This is a genomic window from Sphingomonas sp. Ant20 (assembly GCF_000783375.1).
Taxonomy (GTDB): Bacteria; Pseudomonadota; Alphaproteobacteria; order Sphingomonadales; family Sphingomonadaceae; genus Sphingomonas; species Sphingomonas aerolata.
Window position 1 is genome coordinate 1 of the sequence record NZ_JRVI01000091.1, and the last position, 16164, is coordinate 16164.

14 protein-coding genes, 3 pseudogenes and 1 riboswitch are annotated in these 16164 nt (G+C 67.4%); of the genes and pseudogenes, 13 read left to right on the forward strand and 4 right to left on the reverse strand.

The window, feature by feature from the left end:
* Positions 1-732, forward strand: a pseudogene (locus NI18_RS12735) (copper resistance protein B); the annotation flags it as partial.
* Here NI18_RS12735 and pnuC read toward each other — a convergent pair.
* The 3 genes from pnuC to NI18_RS12750 are packed head-to-tail and all read right to left on the reverse strand — an operon-like array spanning position 663 to position 4776.
* Entirely contained in the window at positions 663-1280 is a 618-nt protein-coding gene (gene pnuC, locus NI18_RS12740; RefSeq protein ID WP_052149181.1) for a nicotinamide riboside transporter PnuC, read from the reverse strand. The pseudogene NI18_RS12735 and the gene pnuC sit on opposite strands and share 70 nt — an antisense overlap.
* Positions 1277-2428: a phosphotransferase gene (locus NI18_RS12745; RefSeq protein ID WP_037530237.1), complete on the reverse strand. Its 1152-nt coding sequence runs from the start codon at positions 2426-2428 to the stop codon at positions 1277-1279. Before NI18_RS12745 ends, pnuC begins: the two co-directional genes overlap by 4 nt.
* 14 nt (positions 2429-2442) lie before the next feature.
* Positions 2443-4776: a TonB-dependent receptor gene (locus NI18_RS12750; protein WP_306286401.1), complete on the reverse strand. Its 2334-nt coding sequence runs from the start codon at positions 4774-4776 to the stop codon at positions 2443-2445.
* A gap of 49 nt (positions 4777-4825) precedes the next feature.
* A riboswitch (TPP riboswitch) is annotated at positions 4826-4914 on the reverse strand.
* 164 nt (positions 4915-5078) lie between these two features.
* Between NI18_RS12750 and NI18_RS12755 the strand changes: the two genes are divergently transcribed.
* The 12 genes and pseudogenes from NI18_RS12755 (at position 5079) to NI18_RS12805 (ending at position 15961) form a co-directional block, all read left to right on the forward strand.
* A complete protein-coding gene (locus tag NI18_RS12755; protein WP_051916620.1) occupies positions 5079-5801 on the forward strand; it encodes an FCD domain-containing protein in 723 nt (240 codons plus the stop codon).
* Positions 5802-6008: 207 nt separating this feature from the next.
* On the forward strand, positions 6009-7253 hold the full coding sequence (locus tag NI18_RS12765) for an outer membrane beta-barrel protein (protein WP_081874419.1): 1245 nt from the start codon (positions 6009-6011) through the stop codon (positions 7251-7253).
* Between the two features lie 132 nt (positions 7254-7385).
* Positions 7386-7595 (forward strand): annotated as a pseudogene (locus NI18_RS27050) (polysaccharide biosynthesis/export family protein); the annotation flags it as partial.
* A gap of 36 nt (positions 7596-7631) precedes the next feature.
* Positions 7632-8081: an SLBB domain-containing protein gene (locus NI18_RS12770; RefSeq protein ID WP_306286402.1), complete on the forward strand. Its 450-nt coding sequence runs from the start codon at positions 7632-7634 to the stop codon at positions 8079-8081.
* A gap of 280 nt (positions 8082-8361) precedes the next feature.
* A complete protein-coding gene (locus NI18_RS12775) occupies positions 8362-9444 on the forward strand; it encodes a glycoside hydrolase family 5 protein (RefSeq protein ID WP_249403276.1) in 1083 nt (360 codons plus the stop codon).
* A 109-nt stretch (positions 9445-9553) separates the two neighbouring features.
* Entirely contained in the window at positions 9554-10120 is a 567-nt protein-coding gene (locus NI18_RS24375) for an ATP-binding protein (protein WP_198527010.1), read from the forward strand.
* Positions 10087-10863, forward strand: coding sequence for a hypothetical protein (locus NI18_RS22420; RefSeq protein WP_128082211.1), 777 nt, complete (start codon positions 10087-10089; stop codon positions 10861-10863). The genes NI18_RS24375 and NI18_RS22420 overlap by 34 nt, the downstream gene beginning before the upstream one ends.
* Positions 10847-12223, forward strand: coding sequence for a GNVR domain-containing protein (locus NI18_RS12785; RefSeq protein ID WP_052149186.1), 1377 nt, complete (start codon positions 10847-10849; stop codon positions 12221-12223). Before NI18_RS22420 ends, NI18_RS12785 begins: the two co-directional genes overlap by 17 nt.
* Positions 12220-13107: a CpsD/CapB family tyrosine-protein kinase gene (locus tag NI18_RS12790; RefSeq protein WP_037530233.1), complete on the forward strand. Its 888-nt coding sequence runs from the start codon at positions 12220-12222 to the stop codon at positions 13105-13107. Before NI18_RS12785 ends, NI18_RS12790 begins: the two co-directional genes overlap by 4 nt.
* Positions 13108-13121: 14 nt before the next feature.
* Complete coding sequence (locus NI18_RS12795; RefSeq protein ID WP_157840529.1) at positions 13122-13850, forward strand: WecB/TagA/CpsF family glycosyltransferase; 729 nt, start codon at positions 13122-13124, stop codon at positions 13848-13850.
* Positions 13847-14677 (forward strand): polysaccharide pyruvyl transferase family protein, encoded by an 831-nt coding sequence (locus tag NI18_RS12800; RefSeq protein ID WP_197975168.1) that lies wholly within the window; start codon positions 13847-13849, stop codon positions 14675-14677. Before NI18_RS12795 ends, NI18_RS12800 begins: the two co-directional genes overlap by 4 nt.
* A gap of 3 nt (positions 14678-14680) precedes the next feature.
* On the forward strand, positions 14681-15961 hold the full coding sequence (locus NI18_RS12805; protein ID WP_052149188.1) for a lipopolysaccharide biosynthesis protein: 1281 nt from the start codon (positions 14681-14683) through the stop codon (positions 15959-15961).
* Here the strand turns inward: NI18_RS12805 and NI18_RS23410 are convergent.
* A pseudogene (locus NI18_RS23410) lies at positions 15877-16164 on the reverse strand (IS5/IS1182 family transposase); the annotation flags it as partial. The gene NI18_RS12805 and the pseudogene NI18_RS23410 overlap by 85 nt on opposite strands.

Consider the following 16164-nt stretch of genomic DNA (forward strand, 5'->3'; position numbering starts at 1 on the left):
CGCGCCACCCCCCGCCCCGCCGACCACGCTGGCGGCGGCGCGCTTCTACGATTCCGCGACGATGGCGACGGCCAACCGGATGATGCGCGACGAGCATGGTGGCATGCGCTTCAGCCAGATCCTCTTCAACCTCGCCGAGCTGCAGGTGCGCAACGGTCGCGACGGCTATCGCTGGGACGGCGCGGGCTGGTTCGGCGCGACATCGACCGCCTTGTCGTCAAGACCGAGGGCGAAGGAGGTCTCGGCGACCGGGTCGAGGCCGCCGAAGTGCAGGCGCTCTATTCGCGCGCGCTCGACCCGTACTGGAACCTGCAGGCGGGCGTCCGCCAGGATCTCGGCGCAGGTGCCAAACGGACCTATGCCGCGCTTGGGGTCGAGGGTCTGGCGCCCTATTGGTTCGACGTCGAGGGCACGCTGTTCCTGTCCGACAAGGGCGACGTGCTGGCGCGTGCGGAGGCCTGGTACGACCAGCGCATCACCCAGCGCGCGATCCTCCAGCCGCGTGTCGAGCTGAACCTCGCCGCGCAGGACATGCCCGGCAGCCGGATCGGCGCGGGGCTGTCCACCGCCGAACTGGGCCTGCGGCTACGCTACGAGATCCGCCGCGAATTCGCGCCCTATGTCGGGCTGGCCTGGGAACGGCGCTACGGCGCCACCGCCCGCTATGCGCGCAGCGACGGCGATAGCACGGGCGGGGTCTCGCTCGCGCTCGGTGTGCGCGCCTGGTTCTGACGCGCCGCCTGCCACTGCCGATAGCCCAGCAGCGCGAGCAGGATCATCGCCGCATAGAGACCCGCGGTCAGCATCAGGCCCTTCGCGACGAACATCCCGACATAGACGATGTCGACGACGATCCACAGCAGCCAGCTCGCACTGTGCCGCCGCGCGGTCCAATATTGCGCGACGAGGCTGAAGCTGCTCAGCGTCGCATCGATCCACGGCAGCGCCGCGTCGGTATAGCGGCTCATGACGAACCCGATTCCCAGCGCGGCACCTGCACCGGCGCAAAGCCCCGCCAGCGCGGGGATCGGCCGTAGCGGCACGACGGCGACGTCGCCCGCATCCTGCCGCCCGCGCGTCCAGTTGCGCCACCCATAGACCAGCGCACCCGCGAACACCGCCTGCAGCATCATGTCCGCATAGAGCCGCACGTCGAGGAACAGCTTGAAGTACAGCGCACAGGCCAGCAAATTGACCGGCCAGCACCACAGCCGCCGCACCGCGGTCAGCCAGATGCCGAGGAAACTGACCGCGACCGCGGCGATCTCGAGCATCGTCACGCGCCGTTCTCCGCATCGGCGATCCGGCGGAGGAACGCCTGCCCCGGTTCGGACAGAAACCACGCCGCATGGCCGATCAGATAGCCGTCCCAGGCCAGCGCCGCCGCGCTCATGTCGCCGAGCACCCCTGCGAAATACGCGACCTCCGACAGGGCGAATTCGAGATGCACCAGCGGCAGCAGCCGGACGAGCGTCGCCCGGTCCTCCGCACCGAACGCGGTCGTCGCCGCATAGCCCGCCAGCAGCGCACACGCCGCCTCGGGCTGGCCGATCGCGGCGTCCGCGCCCTGCCCGAGCGCCAGCCAGGCAACACCGCTGCGTTCGATCGCGATCGCCACGTCGTGCAGCGCGCAGGTCCGGTCCGCCAGCCCGAAATCGATGACGGTCCGCACGTCCTCCTCCTCCCAGAGCAGGTTGGAGGGATGCCAGTCATTATGCGTCCACAAGGCCGGCTGCGCGGCGAGCCGCGGCTGCAACCCGTCGCCGAGCGCGCTGAAGAGCGACGCGAGTTCACGCCGCCACGGCCTCCGGGCGAGGAACGCGGCGAGCGCCGGCCGCGCCACGACATAGCGTCCCGCCGCCGCCATAGGATCGGGATCGGGCAGGATGGTGAAGCTCGCGACCAGCGGTTGCAGCACGCGCGCCGGCGCATCGAACCCCTGCGACGCGCGGTGCAGCCGCGCCAGCGCAACGCCCGCCGCACGCGCCTGCGCGAGCGACAGGAACGGCGTCCAGGACGGCCGGTCGCGATACAGGTCGACGCCGGCGGCCTTGCGATGCAGTTCATAGGTCCAGTCGCCACGGGCCAGCGCGCCGCTGTCGCTGGCGGCGAGCGTCATGACCTCCGGCACCGTAATGCGCGTCCGCAGATGCGCGATGAACCGGTGTTCCGCGCCCAGCTGATCGGGCGTCCGCATCCGGCGGTGATGCCGCTTGAGCAGGAACATGCCCTGCCAGGTCTCGACGAGCGCCGCTGCGGAGAAAGGACGCGGCGAATGCCAGTGCACATGCTCGAGCAGACCGGCGGCCGGAAACTGCGCGACCACCGTCGCGGCTTCCTCGGCGGTGATCGCCGGCCAGCTCGGTGCGGCCATGTCCGTGCCCATCCCGTGGACCAGATGCGCCGCCGGCGAGCCCGCGCCGATCATCGCGCGCGCTCCGGTCACAGGCCGCGCGAGATGGTCGCCATGACGGCCGCACCACTTCCGACATAATAGGTCGGCGCAGATCCCGCGATCAGCGTCCCGCCGCGCCCGATCACGTCACGCGCATTGGTCGAGACCGACTGCACCCCCGCCAGCACGCGCGGATCGGTCACGTTGATCGCGTTCAGCCGCAGGTCGGTCCGCTTGCCGTCGAGCATCGACGCCAGATGCACGCCGACCGACAGGTCGAGCGTCGCATAGCCCTTGATGCTCTCGTCGTTGACGAAGGTCGCATATTGCCGGCCGACATATTTCACCGCGACACTGCCGAAAAACCGTCCGTCGTCATAGGTCCCGCCGCCACCGACCTGGACGGTCGGGCTCGAGACCGCATGCCGGCCGCGGGTCGGCAGATAATCGTCGCCAACCGGCAGGTCGTCGCTGATTCGCGCGCGTAGATATTCGCCCGAGACATAGACGCTGACACCGCGCGCCGGGCGATAGTCGATCTCGGCATCGATCCCGTAGGAGCTCTGTCCCCCGGCATTCAGCGTCGAATTGACCAGCGCGCCGCCGCTATTGATGACCGTTGCCAGCTGGCGGTTGCGGAAATCATAATGAAACCCCGTCACCGATGCGGACAGCGCTGTACCGATATAGCGATAGCCCAGCTCCTGCGAGACGGCATATTCGTTCTTCAGCGCGGTCGTCCCCGCGCTGACCAGCGCACCGCCCGCATAGCTGTCGTAGAGCGTGAACTCGTTCGGCGTGCGGAAGTTGGTGGTGATGTTGGCGAACAGCTGCTGCCGGTCGTCGATCTCGTAATGCACCGCCGCCCGCGGCAGCGCGGCGAAGCTGTCGAGACGGACGCTGTCCTGCGGGCCGGGCAAGTAATTGCGCCCGCTGCGCAGCACATTGACGCCCTTGAACCCGATATCGACCGCAAGACGCGGGGTCAGCGTGACATGGTCGGCCAGGAACGCCGCCTTGGTCACCGTCACGGTCCGCTGGTTCTCATAGGCGAGCAACCGGCCGTCGGCGGTCCGGATCGCCTTTGCGCGATAGCCCCAGCGATCGGCCGGTGCGCCATCGGCGCCGACCGCGGTGTAGGACTGGACGACGCGGTCGATGCCGTGATCGAACCACAGCCCCGCGGTCAGCCGGTGGATGCCCCGCTCGATCGTCAGCGTGTTGACCGTGCCCACGCGGCGCTGGTCACCTGTATAGTTGCCCAGCACCGTCGCGACCCCGTCGACCGCGCCCGGCAGCGCGATCGGATCGGCGAGCGGCTCGATGCCGAGGAAATTGCCGGTCGTGCCGAGCTGCGTGCCATAGGGCGAATTGCCGTAGCCGAACTGCAGATAGCTGGTGCTGTCGAGCGTCACCCCCGCGCCCAGCGCCAGATGCACCGGCGCCGACGCATAGAGGTTGCGGAACGGCGCGCGGTAGAGCCGCCAGTAATTGGTGTTGCCCGCACTGTACCGCGCATCGAAGTTGAAATCGCGTCCCTGGGCGCGCCATTCGGCGAGCGTCGGGCTGCGATAGGTCGACGAGTTTGCATCGTTGAACGACAGCGCCAGGCTCGCGCGGTTGCCGTTGCCCCATTCGCCGAGCAGCTTGGCATCGACATGCTGGCGCGTGTCATGGCCGGCACCGCGCCAGTTGTTCGCGCGCGTGTTCGAATAGGAGACGAACGCCCGCAGCCCCGTCTGGCCGATCCGCCCGCTATCGAGCCGGACGAAGCCGCGCCGCGCCGCATAGGACCCGATCGACAGGTCGACGAGCCCGCGCGGCGCCGCACTCGGATCGTCGAGCCAGAGCGACAGCGACCCGCCCGCACCGCCCAGCGTCGGCGACGCGATATCGACCGCGCCCTGCGCCAGCGCGATGCGCTGCAGATTCTCGGTATCGGCGAACTGCGAGGGATAGGCGTAATAATAGCCAATGTCGTTCTGCGGCGCGCCCTCCATCGTCACACCGATCTCGTCCTGCCCCAGCCCGCGCAACGTCAGGCTCGAACTGGTCGACAAGCCGTAAGGATCACTCGACGCGACGGTCGCGCCGGGCAGGAGGTTGACCAGCTGGAACGCGTTGAGCGTCGGCGCCTGCTTGGTGATGAACGCCGCGGCGATCGCGCTCTCGGACTTGGGCACCGTCTGGTCGGGGAGCAGCCCCTCGGGATCGAGAAGACCGACGACGCGGATATCGACCGGGTCGGCGCCGTCCCGCGAATCCGCCTGCGTCTGCGCGCCGGCGGGGGTGAAGGCCACCACAGCAGCAAGTGCCACTGCCAGCGCACTGCACGCAACACGGGGCGGCCGGCCCGTCATCAGGTCAAATCGAAGGATCATCACGGTCTTGCGTCCACTCCACACGGAGGGACGACGGACGCGCCGCCAGCCCTCCCTACGCCGGTATCAACCGGATCAGGTTCAGCGGGTCATGGGCTGCAGCCCACCTCTCAGCCGCGCGTCAGCGGCCCCCCGGGGAGCGCGCCGTCTAGGCGGTTCGGTCTTCCGGGGATAGCGTTATTGCCCGTTCGCCCTTCCGCAGCGCCTTCCCGGCACACGCGCGGCAGAATTATATGACAATCCACGCCACCCAGACGCTTGCAGTGGGTGACAGCCGGACCGGTTTGCGCCACACAGGCTTTATGGAGCGTGTGCTGACCGACGTCGTTGCCCTGGAGAATCGGGATCTGGGACGGAACCTTACGCATGGCATGCTCGACCTGCTCGGCAAGGCCATCGTGACCGGCCAATATACGGATCGGCCCTTCCCGACCGAGGCGGAGATCGCGGTGGCGCATGGCGTCAGCCGATCGGTGACCCGCGAGGCGGTCAAGATGCTGACCGCCAAGGGACTGGTCAGCGCGCGCCCGCGACAGGGCACGATCGTCCAGCCAGCGAGCAGCTGGAACCTGTTCGACACCGATGTGCTGCGCTGGCTGCTGGACCGCAAATTCTCGGTCGAGCTGCTCCAGCAGTTCAACCAGCTGCGGATCGGGATCGAACCGGAAGCGGCGGCGCTCGCGGCGCTGTACCACACCGAACAGGACATGGTCGCGATCGAGGCGGGGCTGGCGCGGATGGCCGCGGCTGAGCGCAGCTATGACGATCCACTCGACGCGGACATCGCGTTCCACGTCGCCGTCCTGCGCGCGTCGCGCAACCCCTTCTACGCACAGTTCCAGTCGGTGGTCGAAACCGCGCTTCGCACCTCGATCCGCTTCACCAACCGTATCAAGGGGCGCAGCGCGAACATCGCCGACCATGCCGCGGTCGCCGTCGCGATCGCCGCGCGCGATGCCGATGGTGCGCGCGACGCGATGCGACGCCTGATCGGCGACGTGCTCAGCCTGATCGCCGAGGCCTGACACCCGAATCGTCGCGACCCGGTGTACGATCAAGGGACAGCACCGTGCGACGCCGTCACTCGACCTGATCGCGCTTTTCACTTATCGAGACGCGGTGCCCTTGGGCCCGGTGCCGCGAGTCGAGATTTGACAAGCGCCGGAATAGCTCGAAGGACGAAATGCGACCGCGCATCATGCGGGTAGCAATTGAAAACATGACGGGAAACAATGCGAAGGGCTCGAGACGAGCGAACTGCACGGATCGGCAAGGTCGCGCTCGCGGCGGCCATGACCGGCGGTTTGGTGAGCGGTGCGCAGGCACAGACGGTCAACGTCAACACACCCGTCAGCGTGCCCGTCGCGGGCAATGTCGACCGGTTTCGTGTCGTGCCGGTGATCACCAGTGTCTATGACAGCAACGTGCTGCGTCTCAACGACGCGCGCGGCAGCGGACCGCGCGACAATATCCGCGTTTCGCCGGCGCTGGCGGTCGACCTGAACCGCATCTTCGGACGCACCCGCGTCACCGCCGGCGGCACGGTCGGCTATGATTTCAACACCCGGTTCAGCGGCCTCGATCGCGAGCGGATCAACCTGACCTCGAGCGTGACGACCCCGGTCGGCGCGCCCTGCAGCGTGACCGGCAGCGCGGCGCTCGAACGCGCGCAGTTCGATCTCGGCGACACCAACACCGTGGTGACCGAGAGCTTCCTGCGCCAGGTCTATGACGTCGGCGCGAGCTGCCGCGCCGCGGCGGGTTTCTTTCCCGCGGTGGGCGTCAACCGCGTGTCGCTCACCAACAGCAGCCGCAAGGTTCTGGACACGAACCAGTCGGCGCTGCGCGCGGGGATCGGCTACGGGCGGCCCAGCCTCGGTACGCTGCAGCTCATTGGCTCGGTTGCGAAGATCGCGCGCCCGGGTATCGAGGATCTGACCGGGATCGACGATTCGACGATGATCACCGACGTCCAGCTGGTCTTCGAACGTTCGGTCGCGCCGCGCGTCAGCTTCCGGCTTGGCGGCGGCATCACGCATGCCGACCCCAAGCGCGCGGCCGTGCCGTCCTTCAGCGGCCCGTCGTTCGACGCGCAGGTGACGATACGCCCGGTGCCCCGGTTCACGATCGTCGGCTCCGGCCGCCGTGCGGTGCAGAATCAGAGCTCGTTTGGCGCGACCTATATCATCGCCGACAGCTACAACCTCAACGTGTCCTATCTGCTCTCGGCGCGTAGCACCGCCACGCTGTTCGCCCAGCGCGCGCGACGCGACCCGCGCGGCGAGGATCTGGCGCTTACGCTTCAACCACCACGCGGCAAGGATAGGCTGAACGTCGTCGGCGGAAGCTATGCATTCGATTTTCACCGGTCGCTGCGGCTCAGCCTGAACGTCGCTCACCAGCGCCGCACGGCGGACAATGCGATTTACGACTATACGGCCACATCCGCATCGGCGGGTGTCACGGCCCGTTTCTAAGGGGATGATGATGAAGATCCGCATGGCGCATTCGCTTGTTCTGCCGTTGCTCATGGCCGCTGCGGCCGCCGGGGCGCAGGTACCAACCGCGCGCCCGACACCCGCGCCGGCGGGTGCCGTACCCAACGACGCTATCGCCTGGCCCCCGATGACGAGGTCGAGGTGACGATTTTCGGCCAGGGCCCGGGCCAGGTGGTCAAGACGCGCGTCAAAAGCGATGGCACGATCACCCTGCCGTTCCTCGGCGCGGTCCAGGTGCGCAACCAGACCGCGCGTGAACTGGCCGCGGACATCGCCGCCCGGCTGCGGAGCGGCGGCTATTTCGTCAAGCCCGTCGTCAATGTCGAGGTCACGCAGTTCGTCAGCAGTTCGGTGACCGTGTTCGGCGAGGTCGGAACCCCCGGCATCTATCCGCTCGATCTGCAGCTGACCGTCGGCATGACGCTCGCCCGCGCGGGCGGCACGCGTGGGACCAGCGCGGACTATGCGATCCTGAAGCGGGTCGGCGATCCGGTCGAACACCGTATCCTCCTCTCGGACCTCAGCGGCGAATGGAGCGCGGCGACGCTGCTCGAGGCGAAGGACACGCTCTTCGTTCCGGTCGCGCCCGTCATCTATGTCTATGGTCAGGTGAATTCGCCCGGATCCTTCCCGTTAAAGACCGGGATGACGGTTCGCCAGGCGCTTGCCCGCGCCGGTGGTCCGACGCTCGCCGGATCGACGCGGAACGTCACGATCTTCCGCGACGGCGAGAAGCTGAAGAAGGTCGATCTCGACGGCGAACTGAAGGCCGAGGACTCGGTCTTCATCAATGAAAAATGGCTCTAAATCAGTGATCGGCGTCCGGGGGTCGGAATGTCTCGTTTCATGCGATGCCCTGCGCGTTCGTCGTCGCCAGGTCCGTTTCGCAACAGCCTGACGTCTGCGGTCACGGCCTGAGAAGAGGGCGTTCCGGCAACGGGGCGCCCTTTTTCATGCCCTACTGCCCCGCCATGTCCGTCGCCGCCCGCACCAGCACGCCTTGCCATCCGGGCCAGCCGTCGCGATTCCCCCGGCGTTGGTCGAGTGACGCTTGCACGGGTCACCGGCTTGGGTGATGGGCGTGCCGATGCGACATAACGGCCTGTTCATTGCGCTGGGAGGCGCTGCGCTGGTCGCGACGGCTGGCGTTGCGGTCATGATTGCGCCCGCGCGCACCGGTCTGCCGATCACGCTCGATCCCGCCGCCGATGCCCCCTCCGCGACAGGGCCGCGCAAGCCCGCGCATCCGCGCTATACCGGCGTCAACATCGCGACGGGCGGCTTTGCCTCCAAGCGCATTCCCGGGCGCTACGGCTTCGACTATTTCTACCCCAAGCCACAGGAGACCGCGCCCTTCGTCGCCGCGGGCATGAATGCGATCCGCGTGCCCGTTCTCTGGGAACGGCTGCAACCGCAGCCCAATGCCCCGATCGACGCCGCGGAACTCGCGCGGCTCGACGAATCGATCGCTGGGCTCGGCGGGTTCGGCCTGATCATCCTCGACGTGCACAATTACGCCAAATACCGCGGCCAACGGCTCGACCAGATCGACCCGCGCGGCGCGATGCTCGCCGACCTCTGGACCCGCCTCGCCCGCCATTATGCCGGGGACAAGCGTATCGGGTTCGGCGTGATGAACGAACCCAATGGCCTGTCCGCCACGGCGTGGCGACCGATTGCGGAGGCGTCCTTGCAAGCAATCCGCGCGACGGGCGCGCGCAATCTGGTGCTCGTCCCGGGAACGAACTGGTCGGGTGCCCATTCCTGGACGAAAGGCAGCGACTCGAACGGCGAGGCGCTGAAAACGCTCGTCGACCCGGCGAACAACATGGCGTTCGAGATGCACCAATATCCGGATGCCGACTCCTCGGGCACGCATCCGGAATGCGTGTCGCCAAAGGCCGCCGCACAGGCGTTCGATTCGGCCACCGCCTGGCTGCGCGCCAACAAGGCACGGGGATTTCTCGGCGAATTCGGCGCGAGCAGCGACCCGAACTGCCTCGCCGCGCTCGATGCGGTGCTCGGCACACTTGACGCGGGCTCGGACGTCTGGCTCGGTTGGACCTATTGGGCAGGCGGCGCCCTGTGGGGGCCGTATATGTACAGCGTGCAACCCGACAAGACCGGGGACAAACCGCAAATGTCTATCCTGATACGGCACAAATCTTAATGATCACAGGGTATAGTGGCCCCGTGGAGCCGTACGGCAATCCTATTGTGCGTTGCAGCAACGTCGCGTACCCGCTCCCCGGATCGGCAAGGCAGATACAAGAATTATGTTGAAGTCATGGATTGCATCGCTGACGCGCTGGCTGGACGGCCGCGGATGGGCCGAGCCCCCCGTGATCGAGCTGACGCATCGCTACACCCCGCCCGCCGCGCCGGTCGTCGACCTGCCCGCGGATCCCGTCCCGGCAAGCACCGCGACGCGGCTGATCGGCGACCGGCGCAGGATCGCGGACACGTTCGATGCCGCACGCCCGGTGCGGACCCGCGGCGAGCTGTTCGGACGCGCGGTCGAGCTCGACCATCTGCTCGCCGCGACGCTCGACTTTCACCAGCATGCGGTGATCCACGGCGCACGCGGCTCGGGCAAGACGTCGCTGGTACGCGTGCTCGGCGAGCATGCGGATGAATCGGGCGCGTCGTGCTCTATTTCGCGTGCGAACCGCATGCGACCTTCGCCGACATCATCAGGCTCTATCTCGACGCGCTCCCGCCCGCAGCCTTCGCGCCCGGCGGACAGCGTGCCTTTGCGCAGAAGCTCGAACAGATGCCGGAGAATTTCGGCCCACGGGCGTTCGTCGATCTGGTGGCAGACCGCGTCACCGCGCCGACGATCCTGATCTTCGACGAGTTCGACCGGATCGAGGATGCGAGCGTGAAGAGCGACGTCGCTGCGGCGATGAAGCTGCTGTCCGACGCGCTCGTGCCGGTGCTGTTCGTGCTGGTGGGAATCGCGCGGACCGTGTCCGACGTCGTCGCTGGCCACCCGTCGCTGCGCCGGCACATGCGGATCGTGTCGCTGGGCCGGATCGGCGCCGACAGCGTCGACGCGCTGATCGCACGTGGCGAGGCCAATACCGGCGTCCGCTTCGATACCGATGCGCGCGCGATGATCGCCGATGCCGCCTGTGGCTCGCCCTATCACCTGCGCATGCTGGCCGGGCATTCATCGCTCGCCGCTGTCAGCAGCGACGCGGATATCGTCACCAAGGCGCATACCCGCACCGGCTTCGTCGATGCGTTCAGCCACTGGGCGCAGATGAACGAACCCGATGCGCGGCTGTTCGCGAAGGTCGTGCTCGGCTGCACGCTCGAACAGCGCGATGCGCTCGAGGCCTTGGCCCGCACTGCCGCGACGATGGACGTCGTTTTGCTTGATACCGATCGATATGATCGTGCCATTTCGATGCTAGACCCCGCATTGGTCCGCGAACGGGGCAATGACGGCGAACACGATGGCGTGTATTTCCGTGACAGTACCGCGCCGCAGATGCTGATCGCGCTGTTGATGACGACCCCTGTTTCCACCACGGCGGCCCGGCTTGGCGCACCGCAGGAGAGCAACCTTGCTAATACCCGCTGATCTGATCGCGTCGCTCAAGGCGCGCTGGCGTATCGAGCTGGCGATCATTCTGCTGATCGTCGTGCTGGTCGCACTCTGGACGGCCGTCACGCCCAAGACCTATGTCGCGCAGTCCTCGCTGCTGTTCGACGGCGGCCCGGCCCAGTCGGTTACCGACGAGGCGGCGCCGCAGCAGGATGGCGTGGCCGCGCTCGTCGCGACCCAGGCCGACGTCCTGCAGAGCGAGGCGATCGCCGCCGCGGTCGTCCGCGACCTGAAGCTTGCCGCCAACCCGCAGGTTGCTGACCAGTGGCGTGCGCGCACCGGTGGCGCCGGCGACGTCAACGCCTGGTATGGTCGCCAGCTGCTCGGCGGGCTCGAGGTCATACCGGGCCGGACCTCGCGCGTGCTCGCGATCCGCTTCAAATCGGCCGATCCGCAATTCTCGGCACAGGTCGCCAATGGCTTTGCCACCAGCTACCTAGATGCGCGCCTGCAACTGCAGACCGATCCCGCCCGCACCTATTCGCGCTGGTTCGAGGATCGCACGCGCGAGGTCCGCACCGCGCTCGAGCAGGCGCAGGGCCGGCTGACCGCGTTCCAGCGTCGCACCGGGATCGTCGACACGACGACCAACAACACCGACGCCGCGCGCCTGACCGAATTGTCCGGCCAGCTAACCGCGGCCGAAGCGGCGGCGGCGGATGCCGGCGCGCGGGCGGGCGGCGGCAGCACCGGGCTCGACGTGCAGTCGGCCGGTGTCGTCCAGGGTCTGCGCACGCAGATCTCGGCCAAGACGGCCGAAGTCGCACAGCTCAGCGCGGATCTCGGTCCGAACCACCCGCAGCGTCAGGCCGCCGAGGCGGAACTGTCGGCGCTGCGTCGCCGGCTCGCGGTCGAGACCGGGACGAGCACCAATGCGGTGCGCGTCGCCAGCGGTGCGGCGAGCAGCAAGGAAAGCCAGATGCGCGCCCTGCTGAACCAGCAGCGCGGCAAGATGCTGTCGCTCGCGGGAGACCGCGCCGAGCTCGACGTGCTTCAGCGTGACGTCGATTCGGCGCGCGCGGCCTATGACACCGTAACCCAGCGTCTCGGCACGATGCGGCTGCAGAGCGAGGCGCCGTCGACCAACGTCGTCCAGCTCGACGTCGCGCAGCCGCCGATGTTCCCCTCCTCGCCCAACGTACCGATGCGGTTGGCGCTCGGCCTCGTGCTGGGCGGGATGCTGGCGGCGGGGACGGCGCTGGCGCTCGAACTGTGGCGGCCGCGGGTGCGGACGTCGAGTGGCGCAGCGACGGCCATGGGTGTGCCCGTGCTGGGCTCGGTATCGTTTTCGCAGTCGCGCGTCGCGTCGCTGCTGGGTGGAAGGCAGACGTCATGAGGCTTCGTTCGAGCGAAACGGCAAATGTCGTTCGTCCCGCGGTCGCGCCGGGCGCCGAAGCGCCCAGCCAGCGGCAGCTTCTGGGCAAATTGCTGTCGCTGTCGCCCGAGGCGCATCGCCAGATCGAGCATCGCCAGGCTGAAACCGGGCTGTTGTTCGGCGAGGCGGCGGTCCAGCTCGGCTTTGCGACCGAGGAGCAGGTGCGCCGCGCGATCGAGCTGCAGCAGGGCTTCACCGTTCTTCCCGAGGGCGATGAGCGCGTCGATCCGCTGGTCGTCGCAGCATTCGCGCCCGACGATCCCATCGCGGTCACCGCGCGTGACATTCGCGCGATCGTGACGCGCGACGTCCGTCCCGACGGCTCTCCGCTTCAGGGGATCGCGATGATCGGGATCGACGACGAGACGCTGCATACCACCGTGCTCACCGCCAATCTGGCCGTCGCGTGCGCCCAGGCCGGCTATTCGACGCTGCTCGTCGATGGCGGCATCGGCGCGCCGCGTCAGCACGGGCTGTTCCGCCTGCCCAACCGGACCGGGCTGTCGACGCTGCTGTCGTCGGGCGGCCGCGTCGAGGCGATCGCCCAGACGACCGCGATCCCCGGCCTGTCGCTGCTGTCGGCGGGTCCGAGCGTCCCCAACGCGTCCGAGCTCTTCGACCGCCAGCGGCTTGCGAACACGCTCGATCCGCTGCGCGATCATTATGGGCTGGTGATCTTCGACGCCGGCCCCGCCAGCGCGACACAGCTCGAGGCGTGTTTCGGGCTCGACGCGGCGATCATCGTCGCGCGCCGCAACCGGTCGGACGCACGCGCGCTGCGCAACGCCGCGGCCGTGCTGCAGGAGCATGCCACCCCCGTTCTCGGCTCGATCCTGATCGATTGAGCATGGTGGGCATGATGGAGATTCGGCGAATCGGCCACATCGATGTGGTCGCCACCGATGTACCGGGTGCCGTTGCACAGGTGGTTGCCGCGGTAGAAGGCGACGGTCCGGCCATCTTTGGCTTCTGCAATGCGCACAGCGTCAACCTTGCGCGGGCGGATCCCGCCTTCGTGACCGCGACGCGGGCGGGCGTGTTCTTCAACGACGGCAGCGGCGTCGATATCGCCAGCCGGCTGCTCTACGGCACGCGCTTCCCGGCCAATCTCAATGGCACCGACCTGACGCCCGCGGTGCTCGCCGCGCTGCCGGCGGGAACGGGCGTCTTCCTGCTCGGCAGCCCGCCAGGCGTCGCGCAAAAGGCCGCTGCGATCCTGGCGGAGCGCTTCCCGAACATCCGCATCGCGGGCAGCCATCACGGCTTTTTCAGCGCCGATGAGGCACCCGCGCTGTCGGAGCGGATCCGCGCATCGGGGGCACGGCTCGTGCTCGCCGGCATGGGACAGCCGCGGCAGGAAAAATGGGCGGCCGCCAATGCGGGCACCGTCGGTGCGGTGATCCTGTGCATCGGCGCCTTTCTCGATTTCACTGCGGGCCAGTTCGTCCGCGCGCCGCTCTGGATGCAGCGCGCGGGCATCGAATGGACCTTCCGCCTTCTGCAAGAGCCCCGACGGATGGCGTCACGCTATCTCGTCGGGAACGCGACCTTCCTGGCCGCGACGCTCGGACAACGGATGAAGCGATGAAACAGATGATGCCTCCTCGCCTGCACCGCGCACTCTCGCGTCTGCGCCATGCGCCACCGCCGTCCTATGACGACCGCTATCCGCGCGTCGACGTGTTCGAATGGCGTCCAGCGGGCAGCGCGATCAATTTCGGCGACCGGCTGGCGACGGTCGTCGCCGAGCGTGTCCTCGCGCTGCACGGCCGCAGCCTCGACGAGGAGACGGCGCGCGACGCGACGCTGTTCACGGTCGGATCGGTGATGCATTTCGCCAAGACCGGCGACACCGTCTGGGGCTCGGGCGTCAACGGCAAGATCCCCGCCGATCGTCACGCTTTCGACGCACTCGACATCCGCGCGGTCCGCGGTCCGCTGACGGCGGCGTTCCTTTCGGAGCGCGGGCTGGACGTCCCGGCGGTCTATGGCGACCCCGCGCTGCTGCTGCCGACGCTGTTCCCCGACCGGTTCAAGCGGCATAGCGCCCTGCCGGTCCTGTTCGTCCCCAACCTGCACGACCTCACGCTCGCGCCGACGCTCGGTCTGCCGTTCGTGTCGCCCCTGCGCGGCTGGAATGCGGTGGTCGAGCAGATCGTCGGGTCTGATCTGGTGCTCGCCAGCTCGCTCCATGGCGTCGTGATCGCCGAGGCCTTCGGCATTCCCGCGCGGCATGTCCGCCTGACCGAGACCGAACCGCCGTTCAAATATGACGATTATGCGCGCGGGACCGGACGATCCGGCATCGACTCCGCGAACAGCGTCGCCGAAGCGCTCGAAATGGGGGGCGCACCGCCGATATCCTTCGATCCCCAGGCGCTGCTCGCGACATTCCCGCACGATTTGTGGGAGTGAGTTATGGCTGCCCCCTCATTAGGTAAACAGGTCGGACGCGGCGCAATTTGGTCGGTCGTCAACAGCGCGCTCGTCCAGGTCATCAACCTCCTGGTCTTCCTGGTGACCGCACGGTTCGTCCCGGTCGCCGATTTCGGCATCCTCGCCACCTGCCTGCTCTTCGTCGAGCTGTTCAAGCAGATCTCGGTCGAGAGCTTCGCCACCGCGATCGTCTCGCGCGGTGCGCCCGACGCCGGCGACTACAACGCCTGCTTCCTGCTGATCCAGATCGGCGCGGTGATCGGCGCGGCGCTGATGCTGCTGTCGGCGCAGTTCATCTCGGAGATCATGCACAATGAGCGGATCGAGTTCGCGCTCCGGCTGACCTCCGTCCTGCTGCTCAGTTCGGGGCTGTCGCGCACGCATGAGGCGTGGATGACGCGCCAGTTGCTGTTCAAGCCGCTCGCGATCCGCTCGATCCTCGCGCTGCTTGTCGGCGGCGGTGCGGGCCTGTTCCTCGCGATGAACGGCTGGGGCCTGACCGCGCTTGTCGTCCAGCAGCTCACCACCTCCTTGCTGTCGACGATCCTTCTCTGGGTCGTCAGCGATTGGCGGCCGAGCCTGCGCGTCGAACGCGCCAAGCTGCTCGCGACCTGGCGCTATGGCCGCCATGTCGCGATCACCGGCTTCACCAACTTCGCCAATACGCAGAGCGACACCTTCTTCTCGTCCTATTATCTCGGCGCGTCGGCGACGGGAATCTACAACGCTGCCAAGCGCATCCTGCTCGGCCTCAACCAGCTGATGGCATCCGCGCTGTCGCGCGTCGCGCTGCCGACCTTTGCCGGGCTTCGCGACGACGAGGAACGGCTTCGCGGCGCGTTTCTGAACGCGGTATCCTTCACCACCGCGATCACCGCGCCGATGTTCCTGTCGCTCATCGCGGTCAGCGATCTGGTCGTGCGCGTCGCGCTCGGTGCGAAATGGATGGAGGCGGCACCGATCATCTCGATCATCGCCGGCACCGCCTATCTGACGACGATCGGCCAGTATAATCAGGCGATCATCCTGGTGAAGGACAAGCCGCACTGGCAGACGGTCCTCACCTCGATCTACGCGGTCAGCAACATATCGCTGTTCCTCGTCGTCGTGCGCTATGGTCTCCAGGGGCTTTGTTGCACAAAGATAATTAAGCACAAATATGGTTTTACTGACGAGATCTATGCAACGCGGATGGTGGTCGGTGTTCCTATTTGTGAAAATCGATTGAGAACTGCGGCACGGAGTTTGAGCTCGGTAATCTGACGATCAAAGGTGCGCGATGCGACGCGCTCGCCGAGCAGCTTGAAGCAGTGCATCTTCGTCTCGACCAGGCTGCGGCGATGGTAGCCGCTCCACTTCTTCCAGATTGTTCGACCGAGCCTTTTCATCGCGCGTAGCGTTTCGTTGCGAGCATCGGCGCGGCCGCCGGCCTTCTTTCCCACTGCTGGCCGCCCCGGCCGTCCACG